Below are 23,174 nucleotides of genomic sequence, written 5' to 3'. Positions count from 1 at the left end.
GGTGCGAATGTGATTGCGCTCTTGGGGGCTGTCGTAAACCAGCCTAGAGGTTAAGCCTACGGCTCGCTTCGCGAACGGGCCTGTTTTGTTCTCTGGTAGGGCAGAGCAGGCTCAGGGCTACTGAAAGCCCGCTCCGTACCGCTTAGCGGTCGGAGCCGGGTAGTTTACGGGGGATCCAACTACCCTGAGCAAGGTCATTTCAACCAACTGCGAAATGGCAATTACCTAGCTTCCCTCTCCCCAGAGGAGGAGGGCTGGGGAAATGTCTCATACTTCATCTAGATCTAGAATGGCCCAAGCTGATCGGTCCGGTTTGGCCAGGCTCTCAACCTTGAGCCCATTGCTTGCAAACGTTTTGATGCCATGACTTCTCCCGCCGAGCCTACTTGGGATGCCTTAGAGGTGGATCCCGCCCTGCTCACCCCCATGATGCAGCACTACGTAGAGCTGAAGCGGCAGTATCCCCACGCCATCTTGCTCTACCGCCTAGGGGATTTCTACGAGATGTTTTTCCAGGACGCGGAAGTGGTGTCGCGGGAGCTGGAGCTGGTGCTCACCGGGCGGGAGGCAGGGGCCATAGGGCGGGTGCCCATGTGCGGGATCCCTTACCACGCCTTTGACCGCTATGCTGCCCAGTTGGTGGCCAAAGGCTATGCCCTGGCTGTTTGCGACCAGATGGAGCCGGCAGATCAAGCCAAAGGCTTGGTGCGGCGGGAAGTGACGCGGGTCATCACCCCCGGCACGGTCATCGAAGAGGAGCTGCTGCAGGCACGGCAAAACAACTACTTGGCCGCCGTGGTCCGCCTGAGAGGCTCCAAGCAAACCCCCTGGGGCCTGGCTTACGCCGACATTTCTACCGGCGAGTTCTGGGTCTGCCAGAGCGAGGGGCAAGAGCAGCTAGAACAGGAGCTGGCCCGGCTGCAGCCGGCGGAGATCCTGCTGCCCACCGAGGAAGGGCTGGGCCTGGGCTTAATTCGGCCTGGGGATCCCCAAGCTCCCCTAGGCCTGCCCGGCCAGTACACCTATACCCTGCGCCCGGTGGAGCCCTTTGAGCTGGCGGTGGCGCGAGAAAACTTGCTACAGACCTATGGCCTGCGCTCTTTGGAGGGCTTGGGCTGCGAGGGGCTGCCCCTGGCAATTCGGGCGGCGGGAGGGCTCTTGCACTACCTGGAGGAGACGCAAAAGAACCTGGTGCAGCCTTCTCCCCAGGGGGGCCACCCCCTCCTACGTCCCCCTCGCACCTACCAGTTGACGGATTACCTCATCTTGGATCCCCAAACCCGCCGCAACTTGGAGCTCACCCAGACCATCCGCGAGGGGGCCTTTGTCGGATCCCTGCTCTGGGTGCTGGATCACAGCCGCACTGCCATGGGAGGACGCACCCTGCGCCGTTGGCTGCTGCAGCCTTTGCGGGATCTTGAGCAAATCCGCCTCCGCCAGGACACCATCCAGGAGCTGTTGGAAAACCCCTCCCTGCGCACCCGCCTGGGATCCCTGCTGGACTCTCTCTATGACCTGGAGCGCTTGGCCAACCGCGTCGCCTCCGGCACCGCCAACCCGCGCGAGCTGGTGGCCCTGGGCTCCTCCTTGGGCAAACTGCCCCAACTGGCGGAGCTGGTGGCCGAAGCCAAGACCCCTCTCCTGCAGAGCTTGCAGCAGGTGGATCCCGCCCTGGTTGACCTGGGCCGCCGCATCGAGCACACCCTCCTGCCCTCCCCTCCCCCTGTGCTCACCGAAGGGGGGCTAATCCGGCCCGGCGTCGATCCGGAGCTGGACAGGCTGCGGCAGCAGGTGGAGCAAGACCGCCAGTGGATTGCCCAGTTGGAGAAAACCGAGCGCGAGCGCACTGGGATCCCCACCCTCAAAGTTGGCTTCAACAAGGCTTTCGGCTACTACATCAGCATCAGCCGCGCCAAGGCCCAGCAGGTGCCAAAAGACTACATCCGCAAGCAGACCCTGACTAACGAAGAGCGCTTCATCACCCCTGAGCTCAAAGAAAAAGAAGCCCGCGTCCTCACCGCTCAGACTGAGATCAACCAGCGGGAATACGAGCTGTTTGTGCAGCTGCGCCAAGAGGCAGGATCCCAAGCTGCCGCCATCCGCCAGGTGGCCCAGACCCTGGCCGCCGTCGATGCCCTGTTTGGCTTGGCGGAAGTGGCTGTGCAGCAGGGTTACACTCGTCCCGTCATCACGACCGACCGCCGCCTAGTCATCGAGGAAGGGCGCCATCCGGTGGTGGAGAAGTCTTTGCCCCAGGGCCTATTTGTCCCCAACTCGGTGCGTCTGGGATCCCCCCACGGCCCGGATCTGATTGTCCTCACTGGACCCAACATGTCGGGCAAATCCACCTATTTGCGGCAGATCGGGCTCATCCAGATCCTGGCCCAGATGGGCAGCTTTGTGCCGGCAAGGCGGGCGGAGCTGGGCTTGTGTGACCGCGTGTTTACCCGCATCGGTGCTGTCGATGACCTGGCCACGGGACAGTCCACCTTCATGGTGGAGATGAACGAGACGGCCAACATCCTCAACCACGCCAGCGAGTGCTCCCTGGTGCTTTTGGACGAGATTGGCCGCGGCACCGCCACCTTCGACGGCCTCTCCATTGCCTGGGCGGTGGCTGAGTACCTCGCCACCCAGGTGCGCGCCCGCACGATCTTTGCCACCCACTACCACGAGCTCAACCAACTGGAGACCCTGCTGCCCAACGTGGCCAACTTCCAGGTGGTGGTGAAAGAGCTGCCGGATCGCATCATCTTCCTGCACCAGGTGCAGCCCGGGGGGGCCGACCGCTCCTACGGCATCGAGGTAGGGCGCATGGCCGGCCTGCCCCAGCCGGTGATCGAGCGGGCCAAGCAGGTGCTGGCCCTAGTGGAACAACACAGCCGCATTGGCCTGGGCCTGCGCAACCAAGGGAAAAGCCGCCTTTCCCCCAAGAAAAAACAGCCTGAACAACACCCTGAGCCCCTCGAGATCCGCAACCCCGCCCCGGCGGAGCAACTGTCTCTGATCCCGGCCTCCCTCTTTTCCGAGGAGCCTTAGGGCTCTACCCTCGCTCCGGCTCCCGCTCTTGCAGCCCCAAGCTGGCGGCCAGCACCTCCAGCTCATCCCGCTGCCCCTCCACCCACAGCAGGGATCCAGGGGGTGGGTCAGCCTCTTGCAGCTTCAGGCGAAGCCGCTCCAGCCGGTAGTTGCGCCGCCAGTAGTACCAGCCTGCCCAGGGAGCGGCCAGCACCAGCGTCCAGGGCCAGGCTCCCCACGCCGGCTCCAGCAGGGACAGCACCAGAGCCAGACAGGCCAGACCCACTCCTGCTAGCCCTGTCAAAAAAACAGCCAACCCAACGCTGGGCCGGGCCTGACCGACAAAGGTGGCGATCCCCTCGGCATCGGCAAACTGCAAGCGATAGGCCCGCCCTTCCAGGTGCTTTCGGAGAAGGGATCCCATTTCCTCCAGGCTGCGGCTGCTAGAATAGAAGCGGGTTTCGCTGCGATCTCTACCTGAGGCTCGCAGAAAAAAGAATAGGCCGATCCCCAGAAGCAGCGTCAGCGCTAGGGTAGAAATGGCCTCTCCCTTCAGGGAGAGGGGGAGTGATGTAGCTACCCAGTTCATAGGGATGACAGGAACGAGCCCCATCTGGTCGGGCGGCTTGACCTGTAGCCTCTCCACCGTAGCAGGAAAGGGGCAGAAAAATAGCTCGTGGAAGTTGACCCTCTACCTCCTAGTTTAAGTTCTGCAGAGAGGTTGGTTGCCTCCGGCAGTAGCCACGCTTGGTAGATCCTACCTCGACGCAGGAGCAATGGCGCAGCAGCAAAAACCCTGCGCTTTCCAGCAACCGTGACGACGGCTCAGGGGGGAGAAATCTGCGCCCAATCTCATGCAGCTAAGCTGAGAGAGGCAACTATAATTAAGTTATGATAAGGGGCTTACACTTCGCCAGCAGGTGGCTTCCTTCGTGGCTATCTCAGCCGTTCCCTACCGAGGGCAGGATTCCAGGGTTGGACTTAGCCAGAGGAGAGTGTTGTCTCCGGGGGGATGATGACAGCGTACAGCCACCATCCCTGGGGAACCCTCAACTTAGCCCCCTCTTCAATGTTAGTCCAGCTGCTTGACTGTCTCTGTTGCTATTTCACTCAGTAGCACTTACATGTCTATCTACGAACCTGAAGCCAACGACACTTTGTTTGAAACCCCAACCGACCTCCTCGACCTGACGGAGGAGGAAGAGGCGGAGTTTGCCGAAAGCGAGTACGCCGAAGAGGGGCCAGCTCGACCCTCCACTGACCTGGTGCGCCTTTACCTCCAGGAGATTGGACGTGTTCCCCTCTTGGGACGAGACGAGGAGGTGGCGCTGGCCCAAAAAGTCCAAGACTACATGAAGCTCTTGGATGTGCGCCTGCGTTTGCAGAAAGAGCTGGGGCGGGAGCCTACTCTGGCAGAATGGGTGGCTAGGGCCAACCAGTTCCCTGAGTGGGCCAACCTTACGCCTGAAAAGCTGCAACAGATCCAGCGCATCGGCAAGCGGGCCAAGGAACAGATGATCAAGGCCAACCTGCGCCTGGTGGTGTCGGTGGCGAAAAAATACCAAAACCGCGGCCTGGAGCTGCTGGATTTGATCCAGGAGGGCACGCTGGGCCTGGAGCGAGCAGTGGAGAAGTTTGACCCCAAAAAGGGTTACCGCTTCAGCACCTACGCCTACTGGTGGATCCGGCAGGGGATCACCCGGGCTATCGCCACCCAAAGCCGCACCATCCGCTTGCCTGTCCACATAACCGAGAAGCTAAACAAGATCAAAAAGGCCCAGCGCAAGCTTTCCCAGGAAAAAGGCCGTACCCCCACCATTGAGGACATTGCTTCCGAGCTGGAGATGACCGTGCCCCAGGTCAGGGAGCTGCTGGTGCGGGTGCCGCGCTCGGTTTCTCTAGAAACCAAGGTGGGCAAAGACAAGGACACCGAGCTAGGGGATCTGCTAGAGACCGATGACATCTCTCCCGAGGAGATGATGATGCGCGAGGCCCTCCAGCGCGATCTGCAGCAGCTGTTGGAGGATCTCACCAGCCGCGAGCGGGATGTGATTCGCATGCGCTTTGGGCTGGGGGATGGTCGCACCTACTCCCTAGCGGAAATTGGCCGCGCTTTGGATCTATCGCGGGAGCGGGTGCGGCAAATCGAGGCCAAAGCCTTGCAGAAGCTGCGGCAGCCTAAGCGGCGCAACCGGGTGCGGGATTACCTGGAGGCCATCAATTAGGGGCGAGCAAGCCGCCTCCAGATCTGGAGGGCCAGCCCCTCCACCTCCGGGATCTGCAGATACAGAGCTCCAGCTACCACTAGGCTTAGGCCCAGGCCACCGGCCAGCCCAGCCCAGACAAGGGCGGTGAGCAGGGGAGACCCCAAGATCTCGTAGGCGCGTAGCTGCATCCACAGCCAGTGGCTAAGCCCACCAGCTAGGACGGTGATCCCCAGCAGGGGCAGTAGGGCTTGTCCCATCTCTTGCCAGGGGATCCCTGGCAGGCGCTGGTGAAGGCAGATCCCCAGTCCAATCAGGGCTACTAGGTTAACCCCTGCTGTGGCCAGGGCAATGCCTGGTGCCCCAAAGACCTGTAGAAATAGGAAGTCCAGAAGGGCGTTGAGGCCAATGGCTAGGCCACTGATGCGCAGGGGCGTGGTTCCGTCCTCCAGAGCGTAAAAGATGCGCACCAGCACATCCCGCAGCAGGTAAAAGCTCATCCCCAGGCCATAGGCCATCAGCAGAGCCGCCACCTCCTGGGTTGCCTCCGCCGTAAAGCGACCCCGTTGGTAGGCCACCTGGACAATGGGTTCGGCCAAGGCCACCAACAGCATGGCAAGGGGCAGGGTGAGGATGGCGGTCACCATCAACCCTTGCCGGATGCGCCGGCACAGCTCGGGCCAGCGGTCTCTCTCTCCTGCTAGTTGGGCATAGAGGGGCATCAAAGGCACCAGCACCATGTTGGAAAGGATCCCCAGGGGGGTTTGCACCAAAAGCTGGGCGTAGCCCAAGTTGCCGATGGTGCGATCCCCGGGCACAAAGGAGGCAAAAAAGAGATCCACGTAGACATTGATGTGGATCATGCCAGAGGAGATGACCGCTGGCAGCATAAGCAGGCCCACGGCTCGCACCTGCGGGGACCCCCACTCAAAGCGCAGCCGCAGCCGCCCCAGCCCCAGCCGCTGCTGCAACGGTACCTGAGCCAACCACTGGGCAATGGCCCCGACAAGTACGCCCCAGGCCAGCAAGGTTGGGATCCCTGTCCACCCCAAGCTAAGCAGGATCCCGATGACTGCCAGGCTGGAGATCAGGGGGCTGAGGGCAGGCAAGAGGTAGTGCTCGGCCGCATTGAGTGCCCCAAAGCCAATGCCAATCCACCCCGAGAGCAAGGCCAGCGGCGCCATGATCCGCAGTTGCTGGGCAGCAAGGGCATGAACTGCAGGGCTGGATCCCGGCGCCGTCAGGCGCACTACCCAGTCGGCTCCCCACCATAGGCCCAAGGTCACGGTTAAGAGAAGACAGCCCACCAAGGTGGAGATTGACTCCAGCCAGCGGGCTGCTGCTTCTTCTGAGAGCTGCTGCTTTTTAAGAATGCTGACGATGGCACTGTGAAAAGGACCGTTGATCCCGCCCAGCAGGATCAACAAGAAACCGGGCAGGACATAGGCCACCCCAAAGGCGCTGTACTCCAGCCCCGAGCCGTAGATTGCCGCAATCAGGGCCTGCCGGACAAACCCCATGCCCTTGCTGAGCAGGGTAGCACCAGCCACTAGCCCCGCTACTGAGAGCAAGGAACGGTGGGAGGAAGAGCCCCCTGGGATCCCTTCCTTCATGCCCTAGCTCCCCACCGCCGCCTTGGCAGGGGGCAACTGGCGAGATGCTGCCGTCCCTTCCTTCTCGAAATCCACCCGCAAGCTCACAGCCGCTACCCCCCTCGTTCGGCATAGGGCAGCACCATTATCCCGCATTCTCCTGACCTATGGAGGGAGGTCGAGGAAGAGCTCAGGCCAGGAGTTGTCGCTCCTGCTCCAGTTGCTGCAACAGATGCTCATCCCCGCGGAGCTGGGCAGAACGAATGCGCTCCTGCAGCCGGCGCAGCAGATTCTGCCGATGGGTCTCCATATGCGGGGAGATAGCTGCCGGCGCCCTGCTCGCTGTCTTCGCCACTGGGTTGAGGACAAGGCCTCGATACGTCAGGGCAAAAGACTGTGGCAGCGCCACAGATGCCGATTGAGCTGGCCAGTCCCACGCTAAGCCCCGGTACCGCACTCGCACCGCCTGCCGCTGGCAGCTCGCGGGGGCAGAAGGGACAAAGACGTAGGCAATGCCGCGATAGGTCAGTTGCATATGAAGAGTCCTCCAAGTAGACGGCGGCCATCTGACGGGGAAAGCAACTTCCGTAGCCCGCTTCTCGGGAGCTGTAGGACAACAGCTTCAGCTTCCCTGGCGTGGCCCAGAGGGTAAAACCCAACTTCATTCTGTATCAGCTTTAACAAAATAAGCCTTTGGATGTCAACTTTAAAGCAGCTCGTCGATTAGCCGTAGCACCTGGTGCAAGTTAGTTCCGTCTTCCTTTCCACGTCTGAGGCTCACCTCCACCAACTGCTTGAGGGCAAGCAGCTTGAGGTTAGCCTCTACTGCTGCTGCCGCAATGGCCGGAGCTGCCGGCAAATAGCCGCTGGCCCCTAGATCCAAGAGGGCAGCCCGCCGCAGATGAACGTTGGGATGAGCCAGCAGCGACAGCAGAGGCTCAAGAAAAGTGGGATCTCCTGTCAAGCGGTAACAGGCCTGCCCTGCCGCACATTGCAAACGAAGGGAGGGGTGATCTCGGTAGAGGCGAATCGGCTCCAGGGCAGAAGACACCTGCAGTTGTCCAAGCGCCTCGATGAGGGCCTCTAAGGCAGCAAGGGCTTCCGTCTGGAGACCCTGCTCCGCGCGGCGCAGCCCCTGCAGCAATGCCTCTCCCAGGTCTTCAAGCTGGGCGGGATCCCGGTCGAGGAAGTTGGCCAGGGCAATCTCGACCAGCGCCTGGGCTGCTGCCGCCACCACTTGGCCGTCGGAGCAGCGCAAAGCCTCTTTTAGAGCCGGGATCGCCGCAGGGGATCCCAGCTTGCCCAGGGCGCGGGCGGCATTGCGCCGCAGCGGATATCCCCCCTGAGCCGTGCGATCAGTCTCATCGGCCAGCGCCTCGATGAGGGCCGGGATCCCCTCTCTCACTCGCATGCGCCCCAGCCACCAAGCCGCGTAGTAGCGTTCTCCCGGATCCCCGTATCGCAGCTTGGCAATTTGCCCAGCCGGGGTGAGATCCGCCGACGGATAGGAGTCTGGAGGAGCTACTGGGCTCAAGGAGTCCACAGGCCAAAACTCCAACAGCTAGGCGCTGCGGACGCTGACAATCTTGGCGCCCGCTTTGAGAAGTCGCTGCATTGTTGCCGAGAGTTGATCGGCAGAAACGAAGATCTGCTGGTTGGATTTGCGCACGCGGCTAGAAGTCGCTAGGGCCGAGGGTGGGTTGAGCAGCCGCGTTACCTCAATGCAAAACATGCGGTCAGACTGACCCGTGGGCGGCCCCAAGTGCTTGGAAATGGGGCTGGGTGGCAGCAGTCCTCGTACCCCAATGCGGCGAATAGCTGGGGTAAACCCAGTGGCCAGGGGAATCATCAGGCGCGGCCTCCGCCCCTGGGAGCGGTCGTTGTTGGCATAGCCTCCGTAAAGAGCAAAGAGGTTGGTAAAGTCGCGGGTGGTGTGGGCCTTGCGGTATTCAAAGCCGCGTGGATGAGGAACAATGTTATCGCCGAACGCTTCTAGGTATTCTGGGCTGTCAATGTAGGAGTCAATCTCCGCGCTGTGGCCTCCCGAGTGATAGATATCTAGGTGGCGGGCAATGTCTTTTGGACTGGTGGGAGCTCGCCCCAAGAGATGCTTAAAGTTAAGCTCGATGGCGCGGGTTTGCGAGTTGGGGTAGAGAAACCGCCGCTTGTAGGCTTCCGACTTGGCAAGCAAACGCACAAATTCTCGCACCGTCAAGCTGCCCTGGCGCAGCAACGATTCCGCACTGGCCAGCTCCTTCCTGTCGGAGGCAAATAAGTGATCGTTGCCCAAAACCTGGCGATAGATAGCCCGCAGGATGGCGTTGAGCTGCTCCTGGCTGGCATTGGGGCGCAACTCTAAAGGAGTTGTCTCTGTGATGCCCCGGATCCCCATCCGGCTTGCCGCTGTAATTCCGCTCATGCTAACTCCTCAAATCCAACAAACCAGCTAGACCAACTTTGAAACTGAAAGATTTACCCCCTCAAGATCTCCTCCCTGCAGAGCCACGGCCACTGCAGCCTACGGAGAGGGATCCCCTTCACCCCGGGGATCCCTACTGCCTTGAACCCAGCTTTGGGGTTAAGAACTAGCTGAGCGCGTTGATGGCGTAGTCAATATAGGCGTTGGCTTCAGTGGCTGCTTGCCCGGTCAGGCCATGGTTGGCCTTGATGTAGCGTAGGGCTTCAATGTACCAACTGGGAGAGAGTTCAAAAGCAGCATTGATCTCTCGGATCCCGGCCAGCATACATTCGTCCAGGGGGCCAGTGCCACCGGTAACCAAGCAGTAGGTGATATAGCGCAGATAGTGGCGCACGTCGCGGGCACACTTGTCTTTACCCGCCTGGGTGTAGCATTGTCCCCCTGGCTGAGTGGTGTAGGGGAACTTGGCATAAACAGCCTCAGTGGCACCGCGCACCAGCTCCTCGGCACGGCTGCTCAGGACGCGAGCTGCTTCCATGCTGGCGGCTGCCCGCTGAAAACGGCCGCTGATGGCTTGCAATTCGCTGTTACTGAGATAGCGTCCTTGGCTATCGGCAGTGGCAATGGCATCAACAATTGGGGTTTGCATGACTCAAAACGCTCCTTTACCTCAGCTCCAGTCAAGGCAACAATACAAAGGATTCAAAGCTTAGCTTGCAAATAGCTGCGGAATACTAGACCACTGCAGCAGCGGCGCGATCGAAGTAGGACTCGATTTCGGCAATCAAGGCACTGCAGTCACCGCGCGTAATGCCATTGGGATCATTGACCACTGCCACTGCCGCCTTTTTCATCTTCTGGATGCCATTGGCCACAGAGCTGCCAGGGGTGCCAAGAGCTTGGTAGGTTTCCCGCAAGCCATTCAGGCAGCGCTCATCCAGGACGCTCGGGTCTCCAGCCGCCACGGCGTAGGTAATGTAGCGGAGGATGATGTCCATATCCCGCAAGCAGGCAGCCACGTTGCGGCTTGGATAGGCAGGGCCGCCAGGAGCATTCAAATTAGGCTCCTCAGCAAACAATTCGCGGACAGCATCGGTCACGATTTTGGAGGCGTTGCTGGTGATGCGGTTCACTGCGTCCAAACGCTTGTTTCCGTCAGCAATCACCTGCTGCAGTGCCGCAAACTCGTTTTCTCCCAGGAAAGCGCCTTTGGCATCAGCTTGGGCAACAACTTTGCTAAATACGTCGTTCATGGTTCTCAATCTCCTAGCGAAAGCAAAAGAGGTTAAATCTCTACTAGAGGGCAAAAGCGCTCTACGAACCCAGCAGTCTTTTGCAGCTTCCCTACCGAAGAGCCCTGTTAGCGCAAATCTTTGCCCCAACAGAACCACCGCCAGGGATCCCCCCCACCTCACCTTGCCTAGCCAGCTTCAAGAATGAAGCCACTTGCTGGCAGACTGTGGGGAATCGGGGTGAAACAAGGATTTTTTGCTGCTGACACCCTGCACTGGGTAAGTGAGGAAAAGCCAGCTTGCCTTGCTTCCAGTTCTTACTTCTACCGCGAGGTCGGGGAGGGATTGAATCAAAAAATGTAAAGGGCCTTTACTAGATGCAAACAACCCCAGATCTGCTCCTAGTAGGCAACTCTGGCCTTTTTGTCCAAATCCTTTGGGGCCTTGGTTTTTACAAAAAACAATGCTACTTTACATGAGTTTACAATATCAAGAACGACGACAGCCTTGCTCATGGCTTTGCAGCCAACTTCTGTATCCAGGTAAACTTTCTCATAAAGTACACATAATTTAACACTTGTGTCAGTCTCCTAGGCAAGGCAAAGCTGAGAGAAAATCTGAGCAGGCTTTCACCGGGAAAACGCGGCCCGGAAAACCCCAGACTTAGCCATGTAGTGGCCCCTACTCTGGCTTTGAGGCTATGGCGATCCAGTTGCAGCCCACCTTCTCTCCCGAGCTGCTGCAAATGGCGCGGTGGCTAGCGGGAGACTTCAGCAACCAAGAGCAAGCCTGGGAGAACCCGCCTTTTTTTGCCTCCATCCGGGTGGCTTATCGCCCCTTGCCAGCCGGTGTGTTGGCAGGGATCGGCTTTTATGTGGAGCAGGCCTACAGCGGCCATCTGGAGGAGCCCTATCGTCAGGCGGTGGTGGAGCTTACCCAAGTAGGGGACGGGATCGTGATTCGCAACTACCGTCCTCTGGAGCCCCAGCGGTGGCGGGGCTGTGCCCGCGAAAGAGCCGGGCAGCTCAGCCAATTGAGCCCTGCGGATCTGGCCTACCTGCCGGGGTGTGATGTGCATGTGAAGAGGCAGGGATCCCACTTTGTCGGCACCACAGAGCCGGGGTGTCGCTGTTGGGTAGTGCGCAACGGCCAAACCACCTATTTGCAGACCACGCTGCAGTTGAGCGAAAGCGAGTTCTGCAGCCACGACCGAGGCATGGATCCAGTTACCCACCGCCAGGTGTGGGGGGCATTGGCAGGCCCTTTTCGCTTTCGCAAAGTTGTCGATTGGCAGAGGGAGCTGCTGCAGTAGGAGGCGCTGCAGGCAAAAATGATACGGTTGAAGAAGTGACCTAGCCCACAGCAGGGATCCTCCTTCCTAGCTGCTTGGCTGGGCTACCACAAGTGGGGGAATAACCGACTCCATGCAAGAGGAACAGGACATCCTGCGCCAACAGCTGCTCACCCTTCAGGAAGAAGCACTTGCCCAAGTGGCCCAGGCTGCCGAGCTAGACGCCCTGGAGCAAATCCGCATCGACTACCTGGGCAAGAAGGGAAAGCTCTCCAAGATCTTGGGGGGAATGGGGAAGCTGCCGCCGGAAGCAAGGCCAGCTATCGGAGCTTTGGCCAACAGCTTCAAAGAGGCCCTGCAATCCAGCCTGGAGGAGCGCAAACGAGCCCTAGCCGAAGCCAAGCTCCAAGCCCGCCTAGAAGCAGAGCGTTTGGATGTCACTATGCCGGGGCCGCGCCGGCCGCTGGGCCGGGTTCACCCGCTGCAGGCCACCATTGACCGCATGCTCGACATCTTTGTGGGAATGGGCTATACGGTAGTCCATGGCCCGGAGATCGAGACGGAGTACTACAACTTCGAAGCCCTCAACACCCCTGCCGACCACCCGGCGCGGGACATGCAGGATACCCTCTATCTAGAAAAGGGTTATCTGATGCGCACCCAAACTTCTTCGGTGCAGGTGCGCTACATGGAGCAACACCAGCCGCCTCTGCGCATTGTCCACGCGGGACGGGTGATGCGCCGCGACAAGGTCGATGCCACCCACTCGGCCGTGTTTCACCAGGTGGAAATCTTGGCAGTAGGGGAAAACCTTACCTTCACTGACCTCAAGGGCACCCTCAAGGAGTTCGTGACTCGCCTGTTAGGCCAGCAGGAAACCCGCTTTCGGCCTAGCTACTTTCCCTTCACGGAGCCCTCGGCTGAAATGGACGTACGCTTTGGCTCCAAGTGGCTGGAGATTTTCGGCTGCGGCATGGTGGATCCCAATGTGTTTCAGGCAGTTGGCTATGACCCAGAGCGCTACACCGGCTTTGCGGCAGGGATCGGTGTCGAGCGGGTGGCCATGCTCCTGCACGGCGTTCAGGATATCCGGCTGTTCTACAGCAGCGACCTGCGCTTTCTGTCGCAATTCTAGAGCGGCTTAGGAAAAGGTGCGTTTGTAAACCAACTGCAGATGTTCCAGCTCGTCTTTGCGGTTGGCGCGGCGCAGCAAGCGCATCTGTTCTTCGAGAACTTGGCGGGCTTCGTTGCGGCTAATCGGGTCAAAGACCAATTCTTCCACAGCAGAGGGGTCGTCGTCAGCGGGGGGCTTGAAGTAGACCCGAAAAAACAGCCTTTGGGCATAAAGGGTGGTGAAGATGGCCTCCCCTTCGTTAACCTGACACAGGCCGTAGAGCAGACCAAATGTGGGGTGATTTAGATAGAACTCTTTCATGCGCAATAGCGTACCACTCTTGGGCCGCTCTTGGGGGAAGGAACTTGTTTCAAAGACAGCATCACCGGGGCTATAAGAAAGAGTTTTTCACGAGGAAGCCGTTATTGCCGCCGCTGTTCCTGCACCTTCTTCCTTATGGTGTCCAATTCTTTTTCCACTTCGAGCTGCATCTCCAGCCGCCGAAATTCCTCCTCCAACTTATCCTCAAACAGACTGCCCCAGGGGTTGAACTTCCGATCCGGCTCGCTGGTCTTCTGGGTTTGGGCGGCTTTGACTTCTTGCAGCTTGGTGCGCACCTCTTGGCGGCGCTGGGCAATTTGCGGCAGCAGAGCTTCCAGTTGCCGGATTCTCTCCTCCAGAGCCTTCCCTTGGTTGAATAACCGGCTCCCTTGCTCCAAAAGCTCGGCTTCCCGTCGGCGCGCTCCCTCAGCCAGATCGGGGCGGTTGGCCCGTTCGGCCTTTTCGATGCGAAAGTGCCAGGTCTTGATTTCCTCTGCCAACTGGAGAATGCTGCGCTGGAGAGCTTGCCGCTGGGCAAGGCTTTCCTGGAGCAGCTGCCGAGTTTCTTCTTCTTGCTGGCGCAATTCCTCGGCAAGGAGCTGCAGCTCAATCTCCGGATGGGCTCTGAGGAATTCCTCTAGGCGGGTTTCCAAAAACCGGCTGATATCTTCAATGAGTCCCATAAGTTTGCTAGAGGCTCAGGGGATTGTGTTTAGACTAGCGCAAGCTAGCTAGTCCTAGAGAGGAGGAAGCCGGCCAGTCCTCAAGAGCCCAATTGTTCAGGCAGGTCCAGGTCTAGGGCAGCAAATGTCCATCGGCAACGTGGATGAGGCGCTGGGCGGCCCGCGCCACCTCTAGGTCATGGGTAACTACGACGAGAGTAATGCCCTGGCTGTGGAGCTCGGCAAAAAGGCTGAGCACTTCCTGGGCGGTGCGCCTGTCCAGGGCGCCAGTCGGCTCATCGGCCAAAAGCAGTTGTGGCCGGTTAACAATGGCGCGGGCAATCGCCACCCTCTGCTGCTGGCCGCCAGAGAGCTGGGCTGGGCGCTGGTGGAGTTTACTTCCCAAGCCCACTTGTTCTAGAGCCTGTTTAGCTCGCCGGCGCTGTTCTGACTCGGGGATCCCGGCATAGGCCAGGGGCAGCATCACGTTCTCCAGGGCGGTTAAGACGGGCAGGAGGTGAAACTGCTGGAAGACAAAGCCAATTTTTTGGTTGCGAATCCGGGCCAGCTCCCCATCCGGCAGGGCAGAGACTTCCACGCCGTCTAGCCAGTAGCGCCCCGAGCTAGGCCGATCCAGGCAGCCCATGAGGTTCATCAGGGTGGACTTGCCGGAGCCCGAGGGTCCCATGATGGCGCAATACTCTCCCGGCCAGATTGTCAGGTTGATGTCGTAGAGAGCCTGGAAACTGCCCTCTAGCAGCGGGTAGACTTTGTTAACCCCCACCATTTGCACCAAGGGCAGGCGGGTTGGGGCCAGGGTCTCGGCGGGACGCTCCAGGGATCCAACCGCCCCCTGGCGACGATCTGCCCAGGGTTGTTGCTCGAGCATGGTTGACACCGCAACTGGCCCCATTCTAGCCGGCTTTTGGGCGGCGACTGCCCTGGGCACTAGCCGGAAGAGCAGATCTCCCGCGGTTGGTGATAGGGGCAGCTCCCCTGGGGATCTACCTGGAGGCGGTAGAGGGGGGAGCGCTCTTGATCGCAGCGAAGAACTTGGGTGTGGGCGGACAAGCTCTGGCGGGCAAAGCGGCAGCTCTGGCACCTCATGCCCCCGGCAGCAAAGACAGGGGCGGGTTTGGGGCGCAGCACAAGGCCAGAGGAGGGGGCAACCTCCGCCGGCCGGATCAGCTCTCGCGGCGAAAGGCCGCGCAGCACCAGTTCGGATCCCTGCCAGCGAGCCTCCACCAAGCCGGTCTCAGCCCAGGCGGCCCAGCGAGGATCCTCGGTAATCTGGGGGGGTAGGCGCACCTGAACCCCGGCCAAGGAGCGAGGCGAGCCCTGTTCCTGCCAGATCTCCTCCACCTCCCCCTCGTAGCGCACGCCGGGATCCCTGAGGAACTCGGACGGCTTGACCAAGGTTTGCAGACGGCTGTCGACCAGCTCCAGCCAATGGCCAGGCTGGGGGCAGTGGACATGGTAACGGTTGCACAGCTCGGGCAGATCCGCCAGCTCCTGCGCTTGCTGGGGGCTGGCGTGCACCAAAACCACATGTTGGGGGCGAAAGGTGTGGACGATCTGGGCAAGATGCCCAACATCGTTGTGGCTGTGCCAGGCCAACCACTCCACCCCAACGCGGGAGCGCAGCGGCGCTGGCCACTGCTCAAACGGCGTAGCCAGCTCCACTTCCGGCAGCCGCAGCAGCAGGCAGGAGCGCTGCGGTTGGGCCAACAGGCGTAACCAGATGGGCTCCCAGGCCTCCGGATCGGCATCGGCGTCGCACAGCAACAGGCCCTGGGGCAAGGGATCCACCGCCGTAAGGGGCTGCACCCGCGGCTGCAGGCGGTCTTCCCAGAACAAGGGCTGATAGGTGGCAAAATTGCGCACGGGCTCCGGCAGGTAGGGGAGCAAGCGTTCGTAGAGATCGCAGCCTGCAGCTAGGCCTGGCGCCACCCACACCGTCAGCTCCTGGGAAGCTTGGGTAAAGCGGTGGTGAGCTTTGAGGAGGAAAATCAACTCCTGGCCCAACCCCAGCACTGGCAGCGGGAACAGCACCGTCTGGCCTGCCGCCAAGGCGCCAAGCAGGCGCTCCACCAGGCGGTTTTCCAGATGGCGACGGGGTGGATGGCGAGTAGAGCCCAGGGAGGCCTCGATGAGCAGCACATCCGGCTGCCAATGGCGCAAGGCGCTCAGATCCAAGCCAGGGGCAAAGCGAGTTGAGGCCAGGGAGCAGTCGCCAGTGTACAGGCAGGTTTGAGCTGGAGTAGTCTGGGTATTTTGCAACAGGGTTGCCGCTGCCCCCGGCAGGTGCCCGGCGGTAAAGAAGGTGAGCATCAAGTGAGGCAAGATCTCCCGCGCCTGGCCAAAAGGTAGCGCCCGAAAAGGAGGAAAGCGAATCTCCCGGTCGTAGTCTGGCCAGATGCCGCACTCCCAGAGGCCGCTGGCCAAATGAGCCGTCACCGGGGTGGCGTAAATGGGCACCTGTGGGTAGCGGCGATAAAAGCCAGGTAGCCCCTGCACATGGTCAAAGTGGGCGTGGCTGCAGATAACAGCATCGGGGATCCCTGGCAAGGCTTTGAGGAGAGCGGGAGCAGGCAAGCCACAATCGAGAAGCAAACGGTAGGATCCCATCTCCAGCCAGTAGGCACAGCCCTGCCAGCGGGGATCTGTGCCTAGGGGGAATAGTCGAAGGGGAGGTCTCTTTGACTCCACAGGTGCGTTGTCTTCGGTTGTCTTTTAGAAGAGCACGCTCAAGCTTTGCCGAACCCACGGAGGGCTTAGGTGGAGACCTCTGCTCTCCATCCGTCCATGGAGGCAGTCTCTGGCACTTCGCCCTATCGATAGCGCTATTGCTTCTCCAGTTCCAGCATAGCTTTTGGCCTCTGCCTGCCTCCAGCCAGCTAAGAGCTTCCACTTTAGGAGTTGGGGAGTGCATCTGAGATCTCTTCTGGCGCCGGGTTGCGGCTACCCAAGGCAAAGCCGGCAAAATCGTGGTCGTCCGGGCGCACCGTCAGGATCATCAGGTTGTAGAAGGCCCAGACCAGGCCAAACAGCAGCTCTAGCCAGGTTGGATCCCAGTTGCCAGCAAAGCGCAGGGATCCTACCCCCATTGCTGCTAGGGTCAACGCAATGGCCAAGGCCTGCGGGCCAAGAGAGAGTTGGGATGGCTGCTCGGGATAGGGAGGCACCCCCCGCATTGCCTGCACCAACGCCTGGATGGACTGGAAAAACTGGCTACCTGTCTGGCGTTCTGACTGCCACGCAGCCCCCCACCGAGAGGGAGGAAAGGCCAACAGCCAGCTGAGCCGCCCCAGCAGGGCATAGGGCAGAAACCAGGCAAAAAAAACCCTGTCAAAGGCCGGCACTGGCATCCAGCCCGTCCAGAGGAAGAGGATCGGCACCGCCAAATAGGCTAGCTCCGCCGCCCCTCCAGCGGCCCAGAGGGCCAGCCACAGGTACTGAAAGCGCTGCTGCTGGGTGGTCGGCTTGCCCCAGAAGGGATTTTCCCGCAAGGCCGAAAAAATGGCCAGCAGAGCCACGCGGCGGTTGCGCAAGGGTAACAAAGCGCCGGTGACCTGGGCTTGGCGAGCCAGGTAGGACTGCCAGCCGCGACAGTGCATCTGACACCCCAACTGCACAGGACGGCGAATGTCGATGTGCGGGATCCCCTCCAGGGCCGCCCGCCGAATGAGACAGCCGGATCCCAATAGCGGCGCTGCCTGGTAGCCTTGGGATCCCACCGCCAGCAGTTGCTGCAGGGGGTGAACGGCCTGGGGCCGACCTAGGGTACGCAGCATGGCCTGGACAAAGCCGGTTGAGTTGGCGATGGGGGCCCGCTCTGGAAAGTCGTAAAACAGAGGCAGAGTCTGCCACAAAAAGTCCGGCTCGACAAAATGGCCTGGCTGCAGTAGCAGCAGGTACTCTCCTTGCAGATGGCCGGATCCCAGCAGGTAGGCTAGCGGATCGGTCGTGGGGCTGGGGCAAGGCCAGTACTCGCAGGGGATGGCCTGCGCCACCTTGGCCATTTCCCTGTCTTCAACCCGATCCACAATGTGGACCAATAGCCGCTCCCAGGGGTAATCCAAGCGTAGGGCTGAGAGCACCGTCTGCCGAGTGGCCTCCAGAGAGTCCCGCTGACGTATGACCAGCACGTCCACCCGCGGCAGCTGAGAAAACGCCGGCTGCAGAACCTCGGGAGAGGGAAGGGTCTCGCTCGGCACCTGGGCGTAGCGGCTAAGGGTAAACCCCACTGCTGCCAGCCAGACATAGGCCTCCGCACCCCAAAACAGAAGGGATCCCAGACCGGTCAGCCCCTCGGTAATCCGCCAGTAAAGATAGGCCACCCCGGCAATGAGGTGCAGCAACCCCACCCAACGAAACAAATGCACCCGCACCCCCCTCAATCTCACAGGCACTCTCCACATTGGGCACTGGGCCAAACTGGGATCCCTTCCCTTGCACAAGAGCAGGCTGGGGGACAGGTTGCTTGGAAAAATCGCTGCCTATTGCGCAGCCACGGGGTAAACGCTCACCTTCTGCCGCCGTTTGCCGTAGCGCTCAAAGGTAACAATGCCTGTAGCTACCGCAAACAAGGTGTCATCTCTACCAATGCGCACGTTCACCCCTGGGTGGAACTTGGTGCCCCGTTGCCTGACCAGGATATAGCCGGGATGAACCAGCTCGCCGCCAAAGCACTTCACACCCAACCGCTTGGAATTGGAGTCACGGCCGTTGCGGGTGCTGCCCGTTCCTTTTTTATGAGCCATAGCGCCTCCTATGCACCTGTGTTGCCGCTGAAAACTGTCTAGTTCTCCGCCGCAGGGATCCCTGGCTCTGGAGCAGGCTGCGAAGTTGCTGGGGCTGTGGCTAGCGGTGTCCCGTTTAGTTCGATGGACTCAATGAGCACACGGGTCAAGAGCTGACGATGGCCTCTTTTCCTGCGGGTTCCCTTCTTCGGCCTCATCTTGTAGACGATGATTTTGTTGCCTCGGCGGTGTTGCAAAACCCGCGCCCTCACCACCGCCTCGGGAATATAGGGACGCCCTAGGGTTACTTGTCCCTCGTGGTTGATCAACAAGACCTGGGAGAGGGCCAAAGAGCTGTTTTCCTCTGTGTCAGGCAGGTGATCGATGTCGTAAAAGCGCCCCGTCTCTACCCAAAGCTGCTTGCCACTGGTTTCCACAATCGCGTAGGTCATGCCTTTTCCTTGCCGTACAGGTGCCCCTGCGGGTCTTAAAACCTGATCCGAGCATTGACAGCGATTTATAATCCTAGCGGAAAAACTTGCTTCCTGTCAGCTTCATTCGGTCAGCTTTTCCCAAGCGGCCTGGAGGGCAGCTTGCATGCGCTGGGCAGCCCGTTTAAGGCGCTGCTGCCAGCTTTCCCATTTCTGCTGTAGGAACTCTGCCGCCTCATCCAGCAGGGAAAGGTCGAACTTGCCCCCTTTGGCTAGCTCGTCCCGCACTTGCTTGACCTTGACGCGCACTACCTCGGGCGGATCCTGCGGGCTGACTAGGGCTTTGAGGCGATCCCCCATGCGCTGGATGAGCTGCTTGACTTGGCGAGACTTTTCGCTCCAAAAGTTCTTTAGGCCCTCGGCCTCCGATTGGAGTCGCTGGGGAGCATCTTCCTTGACTACCACCGCGTCCACGTCGATGGCCTCTACGTCCTCAGGCAGGAGAACGGCGCGCCCCCCCCAAGGCTCGGCAATGCTGCCACCCAGAATATAAGCGGCAATCGCTCCAGTCTCCCAGTCAAAGAGAAAATCCTCAATCCAGCCGACCTCTCGATTCCCAATGCGCACTGTGCGACGGTAAAGAGAGCTGATGGGGGTTAGGGGGGTATCAAAAACGGTAGAGTAGGTCAGCAGCGCGTCCGGCCCGATGAGAGAAATCTGCTCCAGGGGGGTGTACCCCTGCTGGCTGGTGAAGTAGCAGACCCGTCCCTGCCCATCGACCCAGACTTCCTCGACAGTGCCCAGGGCTGTGGCAGTGCTGCCATCTATGGCCAGCAGGCCCACCACTTGGCTGCGTCGGACGATTTGTTCCATACAGAAGTTCTCCTGAAGTTGACAAGCAGCGGGGGGGCTAAAGCCTTGGGCTGCTTAGCCTCCACGGTAGTAGTGTAGCTGCGCCCTGAGGCGGGCAATTTCCTGGGCCATGTCCAAAACCATGGCCGCCCCGACCCAGTTAAGGCCCAAGTCGCGATGCAGGCGGGTCATCTGGATTAAGCGCCGCAGTTGCTGGGGGTTGAGGTAGCAGCTTTCGGTTTCCACCAGGCCTTGCCCGAGCAACCACTCCAGCAGGTGAGGAGGGATCCCGGCTACTTCGCTTGCCTGCTCAAAGGTATAGAGCCGCTCCTCCACCCGCACAATGGCCAGGCTCATAGACTCACCTCCTGCAGCCGGGCGCGGGGATCCCAGCTTCGATTTTGCCGCAGTTTTTCGTAGAGATCCCGCTCAGTTGGGGAAAGGAATTTGGGCGTGACGACCTTCAGCCGCACCAGCAGGTCGCTCCGCTGGCCTTGGGGATCCCGCCAGCCTTGGCCGCGCAGCCGCAGGGTTTGGCCGCTATCCACGCCGGCAGGGATCTTCAGTTGCACCCGACCGGTGGGGGTGGGCACTTCCGCCGTGCCGCCTAAAACCGCCTCGTCAGGGGTGATGGGCAGCTCGCAAACCAGGTTGTCGCCCTCGAAGCGGAAGAAGGGGTGGGGAGGCAGCTCCAGGGTGAGGTAGAGATCTCCTCTTGGGCCGCCAAAGGGGCTATATTGACCCTTGCCCTTGACGCGGAGGCGGCTGCCCGGTTTGGCGCCGGGGGGGATGCGGATGGTGAGGGTTTCGCCGTCCACGCTTAGCCGCTTTTGGGTGCCGTGGAAAGCTTCTGCCCAGGTGAGGCCCAGCGTAGTTTCTATGTCTTGCCCCGGCAGATTCACCGAGACGAACGGCCCAAACCCGGTGGTGAAGCCCTGAAAGCCGCCGCGGCGGGATCCCATGCGGCCCAGCAGCTCGTTGATGAAGTCCTCAAAGGTGGCGTACTGGGCAAATCCCTCCATGCCCGGCCCCGCCGCCGCACCAGTGCCTACTCGCTGCCAGTACTGGCCAAACTGGTCGTAGCGCCGCCGCTTGTCTGGATCGGAGAGCACCTCGTAGGCTTCGTTGATCTCCTTGAAGCGCTCCTCTGCCGCCTTATTCCCAGGGTTGACATCGGGGTGATACTGGCGAGCCAGCTTGCGATAGGCGCGCTTGATTTCCTCGGCAGAGGCATCTCTGCTGACGCCCAGGATCTTGTAGTAATCCTTGAAGTCACTCGCAGCCATAGGCTCACCCCTGCAAGGTTAGGTTAGAGTTTTTCGGGCTATTCTCAGGATATAAGGTTGCAGCTAAAAAATTGGAGCAGACCCAGAACACGTACAGGCAGAGCGGCGAGATGGCGCTTTACTGTGCTCTTGCTACTTCGGAAACTTTTTGGGCTAGGGCTTGCGTTTGGAGAAGATCCCTTTCTCATCTCGTGTGAAAATTTGCTTGACCTTTTCCCAAGCTTTGAGGAGTGCATAGGTGGAGTTATTGCTCTCTTGTTTGGCTTGGTTGTAGGCCTCCACAAAGGTTTGCTGCGCTTCTTCCGAGAGGTCAGCGCGGATTTCCGGCGAGATGCTCTCTGGGGTTAAGTCTCCCTCTGGCTCACCGGGCAAGTTCAAGTCGGCAATGGAAACTTCCTCTCCGCCAGCACTCTGCAGCAGCAAGTAAATTTCGCCCGACTTCTCTTCCGGTACTTGCACCACCAACAAGAACTCGCCCGCCTGTACCCGGGTTTGGTAGATGGCGGCTTTCTCCTGCGGCATACCCAAGGCAATCAGGGCGGATCCCAGGCCCGCTCCCAGTGCTCCGTACAAAGCGCCGCCCGTTGCCCCCAACAAAGCGGCTCCCAGAGGCCCAGCGGCCACCACTGCCCCCAAAAAGGGAATGAACAGCACCCCCACGCCAGTGAGCAGCCCCAGCAGGGATCCGAACAGGGATCCATAGATGGCCCCATTGGTCAGACCGTCCAGAACCACCTCTTTGCGGGTGATAAACCCGGTAATTTTGGCTTCGGTTTGAAAGTTGCGGCCAATAATGGAGATGCGATCGTTGGGAATGCCACGGTTCAAAAGCCGCTGGATACACTCTTGCAGCTTGCGCTCTTCTTTGAAAGCGGCGGAAACACACTTTTTGGGAGCTTGGGCAAAAGCGCTCATACACAATGCTCCTGCTGAGTTTTACAGTGCCAAGGCAGGTTTTTTTAACCTTTTCCCTGCTACTACTCTCGTCTTACTACTCTCGTCTATTGTCTCCCCTCATCAACAAAGGATCCAGTCGAAGAATCGCGAACCCCCTGGAGAAATCTCCGTAGTAAACTACCCGACTCCGACCGCTAAAGCGGTACGGAGCGGGCTTTCAGTAGCCCTGAGCCTGCTCTGCTCTACCAGAGAACAAAACAGGCCCGAACCTCTAGGCTGGTTTACGACAGCCCCCAAGAGCGCAATCACATTCGCACCATTCAAATCCGCATCCCCTTCCCATCCACAGTGCCCACACTTGAACGACTTGCCACTGCGGTAGGACTTACCCTGCTCAGGGTGGATGTGCAAACACCGGTGGCAGGTCTGCGACGTGTAGGCAGGCGGAACAAGAATCAGAGAAACCCCTGCAACCCTCGCCTTGTATTCCAGAAATTGACGTAGTTGGTAGAACGCCCAACTGTTGGCCCTGCGCCTTTCGGTTTTGCTGCGTGGCTGTTGATTGACCCTTTCCCGGATCCCTGTCAGGTCTTCCAGAGCAATAGCGCTGTTTGTGGCTTTTGCCCTAGAGACAATAGCTTTGGAGATGCGATGATTGACCCACGCTTGAAAGCGTCTCTCCTTGCCAGACAGCCGTTGCAGCAGTTCTCTGCATCTGCGCCGCGAACTGCGTGTGCCCTTACTGGCTTTGCGTTGGAGTGCCGCCCTCAACCGGGAGTAGTGGTCGCGGACTTTGTTCAGCTGCTGTCCATTCCAGTTGTCCCCCTCTGACGTATGGGCAATATCTGTCCTCCCCAAGTCCACCCCGATCACCTTGTCGGTATCTTGTTGCTTGGGTGGTTTTTTCTCTACGCAAATCTGGATGTAGTAGGAGCCATCCTTCCGCTGGACTAGGGTGGCCGATTTGGGGTTAGAGCCAGCCAGCATTCCCCTCTGGTAGTTACCAATGGCTAGCTCAAAGCGTTCTCTCCCTTCAACCGTGGTCAGCGACACCGTCCAGTCTTTCTCGCGAAACGAAAAGATACGGGCATCGTAGGTCGCAAAGCCTCTCTT

General features: G+C 59.9%; 23 protein-coding genes. 4 read left to right on the top strand and 19 right to left on the bottom strand.

What is annotated here, in order from left to right:
* Positions 1-363: 363 nt before the first annotated feature.
* On the top strand, positions 364-3,039 hold the full coding sequence (mutS, locus tag NW814_RS10695; protein ID WP_414406284.1) for a DNA mismatch repair protein MutS: 2,676 nt from the start codon (positions 364-366) through the stop codon (positions 3,037-3,039).
* Positions 3,040-3,043: 4 nt separating this feature from the next.
* Here the strand turns inward: mutS and NW814_RS10690 are convergent, their stop codons facing one another.
* Positions 3,044-3,631, bottom strand: a complete 588-nt coding sequence (locus NW814_RS10690; RefSeq protein WP_414406283.1) for a cofactor assembly of complex C subunit B — start codon at positions 3,629-3,631, stop codon at positions 3,044-3,046.
* Positions 3,632-4,142: 511 nt separating this feature from the next.
* Here NW814_RS10690 and sigC point away from each other — a divergent pair.
* Positions 4,143-5,243: an RNA polymerase sigma factor SigC gene (sigC, locus tag NW814_RS10685; protein WP_414393961.1), complete on the top strand. Its 1,101-nt coding sequence runs from the start codon at positions 4,143-4,145 to the stop codon at positions 5,241-5,243.
* On the opposite strand, the gene murJ is transcribed toward sigC, so the two are convergent.
* The 6 genes from murJ to NW814_RS10655 form a co-directional block, all read right to left on the bottom strand.
* Positions 5,240-6,835, bottom strand: a complete 1,596-nt coding sequence (gene murJ, locus NW814_RS10680; RefSeq protein WP_414406282.1) for a murein biosynthesis integral membrane protein MurJ — start codon at positions 6,833-6,835, stop codon at positions 5,240-5,242. The two genes, sigC and murJ, sit on opposite strands and share 4 nt — an antisense overlap.
* Before the next feature lie 169 nt (positions 6,836-7,004).
* Positions 7,005-7,349 carry a DUF4278 domain-containing protein gene (locus NW814_RS10675; protein WP_414406281.1) on the bottom strand — a complete coding sequence of 115 codons (345 nt, stop codon included), beginning with the start codon at positions 7,347-7,349 and terminating at the stop codon, positions 7,005-7,007.
* Positions 7,350-7,520: 171 nt separating this feature from the next.
* A complete protein-coding gene (locus NW814_RS10670) occupies positions 7,521-8,357 on the bottom strand; it encodes a HEAT repeat domain-containing protein (protein WP_414406280.1) in 837 nt (278 codons plus the stop codon).
* A gap of 18 nt (positions 8,358-8,375) precedes the next feature.
* Positions 8,376-9,233 (bottom strand): phycobilisome rod-core linker polypeptide, encoded by an 858-nt coding sequence (locus NW814_RS10665; protein WP_414406279.1) that lies wholly within the window; start codon positions 9,231-9,233, stop codon positions 8,376-8,378.
* Positions 9,234-9,399: 166 nt separating this feature from the next.
* Positions 9,400-9,882 carry a phycocyanin subunit alpha gene (locus NW814_RS10660; protein ID WP_414393953.1) on the bottom strand — a complete coding sequence of 161 codons (483 nt, stop codon included), beginning with the start codon at positions 9,880-9,882 and terminating at the stop codon, positions 9,400-9,402.
* 85 nt (positions 9,883-9,967) lie between these two features.
* Positions 9,968-10,486, bottom strand: a complete 519-nt coding sequence (locus NW814_RS10655; protein ID WP_414393951.1) for a phycocyanin subunit beta — start codon at positions 10,484-10,486, stop codon at positions 9,968-9,970.
* 679 nt (positions 10,487-11,165) lie between these two features.
* On the opposite strand from NW814_RS10655, the gene NW814_RS10650 reads away from it, so the two are divergent.
* Both NW814_RS10650 and pheS read left to right on the top strand, forming a co-directional pair.
* Positions 11,166-11,777 carry a chromophore lyase CpcT/CpeT gene (locus tag NW814_RS10650; protein ID WP_414406278.1) on the top strand — a complete coding sequence of 204 codons (612 nt, stop codon included), beginning with the start codon at positions 11,166-11,168 and terminating at the stop codon, positions 11,775-11,777.
* Positions 11,778-11,889: 112 nt separating this feature from the next.
* On the top strand, positions 11,890-12,891 hold the full coding sequence (pheS, locus tag NW814_RS10645; protein WP_414406277.1) for a phenylalanine--tRNA ligase subunit alpha: 1,002 nt from the start codon (positions 11,890-11,892) through the stop codon (positions 12,889-12,891).
* A gap of 6 nt (positions 12,892-12,897) precedes the next feature.
* On the opposite strand, the gene NW814_RS10640 is transcribed toward pheS, so the two are convergent.
* The 12 genes from NW814_RS10640 to NW814_RS10585 all read right to left on the bottom strand — a co-directional run.
* Entirely contained in the window at positions 12,898-13,191 is a 294-nt protein-coding gene (locus tag NW814_RS10640; protein WP_414393947.1) for a PipX family protein, read from the bottom strand.
* A 101-nt stretch (positions 13,192-13,292) separates the two neighbouring features.
* Positions 13,293-13,874 (bottom strand): TIGR04376 family protein, encoded by a 582-nt coding sequence (locus NW814_RS10635; protein ID WP_414406276.1) that lies wholly within the window; start codon positions 13,872-13,874, stop codon positions 13,293-13,295.
* Between the two features lie 112 nt (positions 13,875-13,986).
* Positions 13,987-14,742, bottom strand: coding sequence for an ABC transporter ATP-binding protein (locus tag NW814_RS10630; protein ID WP_414393944.1), 756 nt, complete (start codon positions 14,740-14,742; stop codon positions 13,987-13,989).
* 59 nt (positions 14,743-14,801) lie between these two features.
* Complete coding sequence (locus tag NW814_RS10625; protein WP_414406275.1) at positions 14,802-16,562, bottom strand: MBL fold metallo-hydrolase; 1,761 nt, start codon at positions 16,560-16,562, stop codon at positions 14,802-14,804.
* A 203-nt stretch (positions 16,563-16,765) separates the two neighbouring features.
* Positions 16,766-18,259 (bottom strand): cellulose synthase, encoded by a 1,494-nt coding sequence (locus NW814_RS10620; protein ID WP_414406274.1) that lies wholly within the window; start codon positions 18,257-18,259, stop codon positions 16,766-16,768.
* A gap of 93 nt (positions 18,260-18,352) precedes the next feature.
* The gene (gene rpmA / locus NW814_RS10615; protein WP_414393939.1) at positions 18,353-18,616 is read right to left on the bottom strand and encodes a 50S ribosomal protein L27; all 264 of its coding nucleotides are present in this window, start codon (positions 18,614-18,616) and stop codon (positions 18,353-18,355) included.
* A 38-nt stretch (positions 18,617-18,654) separates the two neighbouring features.
* Entirely contained in the window at positions 18,655-19,047 is a 393-nt protein-coding gene (gene rplU / locus NW814_RS10610) for a 50S ribosomal protein L21 (protein ID WP_414406273.1), read from the bottom strand.
* Between the two features lie 102 nt (positions 19,048-19,149).
* Positions 19,150-19,899: a photosystem reaction center subunit H gene (locus NW814_RS10605; protein ID WP_414393935.1), complete on the bottom strand. Its 750-nt coding sequence runs from the start codon at positions 19,897-19,899 to the stop codon at positions 19,150-19,152.
* Positions 19,900-19,953: 54 nt separating this feature from the next.
* A complete protein-coding gene (locus tag NW814_RS10600; RefSeq protein WP_414406272.1) occupies positions 19,954-20,235 on the bottom strand; it encodes a chaperone modulator CbpM in 282 nt (93 codons plus the stop codon).
* Positions 20,232-21,164 (bottom strand): DnaJ C-terminal domain-containing protein, encoded by a 933-nt coding sequence (locus NW814_RS10595; protein ID WP_414406271.1) that lies wholly within the window; start codon positions 21,162-21,164, stop codon positions 20,232-20,234. The genes NW814_RS10600 and NW814_RS10595 overlap by 4 nt, the downstream gene beginning before the upstream one ends.
* Before the next feature lie 153 nt (positions 21,165-21,317).
* Positions 21,318-22,079 (bottom strand): ChaB family protein, encoded by a 762-nt coding sequence (locus tag NW814_RS10590; protein ID WP_414406270.1) that lies wholly within the window; start codon positions 22,077-22,079, stop codon positions 21,318-21,320.
* A 159-nt stretch (positions 22,080-22,238) separates the two neighbouring features.
* Positions 22,239-23,174: RNA-guided endonuclease InsQ/TnpB family protein (locus NW814_RS10585; RefSeq protein ID WP_414406269.1), on the bottom strand; the 936-nt coding region annotated here is incomplete at its 5' end.

The organism is Synechococcus sp. R65.1, from assembly GCF_047461755.1.
Taxonomy (GTDB): domain Bacteria; phylum Cyanobacteriota; class Cyanobacteriia; order Thermostichales; family Thermostichaceae; genus Thermostichus.
The sequence above is the reverse complement of the archived record's forward strand: the minus strand, read 5'-3'. Positions and strand labels throughout refer to the sequence as shown.

What these genes read in the sequence shown, in the direction of transcription:
- NW814_RS10590 (WP_414406270.1), bottom strand. Translation starts at nt 22,079, where the DNA reads ATGAGCGCTTTTGCCCAAGCTCCCAAAAAGTGTGTTTCCGCCGCTTTC.
- murJ (WP_414406282.1), bottom strand. Translation starts at nt 6,835, where the DNA reads ATGAAGGAAGGGATCCCAGGGGGCTCTTCCTCCCACCGTTCCTTGCTC.
- pheS (WP_414406277.1), top strand. Translation starts at nt 11,890, where the DNA reads ATGCAAGAGGAACAGGACATCCTGCGCCAACAGCTGCTCACCCTTCAG.
- NW814_RS10650 (WP_414406278.1), top strand. Translation starts at nt 11,166, where the DNA reads ATGGCGATCCAGTTGCAGCCCACCTTCTCTCCCGAGCTGCTGCAAATG.
- NW814_RS10665 (WP_414406279.1), bottom strand. Translation starts at nt 9,233, where the DNA reads ATGAGCGGAATTACAGCGGCAAGCCGGATGGGGATCCGGGGCATCACA.
- NW814_RS10630 (WP_414393944.1), bottom strand. Translation starts at nt 14,742, where the DNA reads ATGCTCGAGCAACAACCCTGGGCAGATCGTCGCCAGGGGGCGGTTGGA.
- NW814_RS10605 (WP_414393935.1), bottom strand. Translation starts at nt 19,899, where the DNA reads ATGGAACAAATCGTCCGACGCAGCCAAGTGGTGGGCCTGCTGGCCATA.
- NW814_RS10660 (WP_414393953.1), bottom strand. Translation starts at nt 9,882, where the DNA reads ATGCAAACCCCAATTGTTGATGCCATTGCCACTGCCGATAGCCAAGGA.
- NW814_RS10655 (WP_414393951.1), bottom strand. Translation starts at nt 10,486, where the DNA reads ATGAACGACGTATTTAGCAAAGTTGTTGCCCAAGCTGATGCCAAAGGC.
- rplU (WP_414406273.1), bottom strand. Translation starts at nt 19,047, where the DNA reads ATGACCTACGCGATTGTGGAAACCAGTGGCAAGCAGCTTTGGGTAGAG.
- sigC (WP_414393961.1), top strand. Translation starts at nt 4,143, where the DNA reads ATGTCTATCTACGAACCTGAAGCCAACGACACTTTGTTTGAAACCCCA.
- NW814_RS10595 (WP_414406271.1), bottom strand. Translation starts at nt 21,164, where the DNA reads ATGGCTGCGAGTGACTTCAAGGATTACTACAAGATCCTGGGCGTCAGC.
- NW814_RS10675 (WP_414406281.1), bottom strand. Translation starts at nt 7,349, where the DNA reads ATGCAACTGACCTATCGCGGCATTGCCTACGTCTTTGTCCCTTCTGCC.
- mutS (WP_414406284.1), top strand. Translation starts at nt 364, where the DNA reads ATGACTTCTCCCGCCGAGCCTACTTGGGATGCCTTAGAGGTGGATCCC.
- NW814_RS10640 (WP_414393947.1), bottom strand. Translation starts at nt 13,191, where the DNA reads ATGAAAGAGTTCTATCTAAATCACCCCACATTTGGTCTGCTCTACGGC.
- NW814_RS10600 (WP_414406272.1), bottom strand. Translation starts at nt 20,235, where the DNA reads ATGAGCCTGGCCATTGTGCGGGTGGAGGAGCGGCTCTATACCTTTGAG.
- NW814_RS10690 (WP_414406283.1), bottom strand. Translation starts at nt 3,631, where the DNA reads ATGGGGCTCGTTCCTGTCATCCCTATGAACTGGGTAGCTACATCACTC.
- rpmA (WP_414393939.1), bottom strand. Translation starts at nt 18,616, where the DNA reads ATGGCTCATAAAAAAGGAACGGGCAGCACCCGCAACGGCCGTGACTCC.
- NW814_RS10635 (WP_414406276.1), bottom strand. Translation starts at nt 13,874, where the DNA reads ATGGGACTCATTGAAGATATCAGCCGGTTTTTGGAAACCCGCCTAGAG.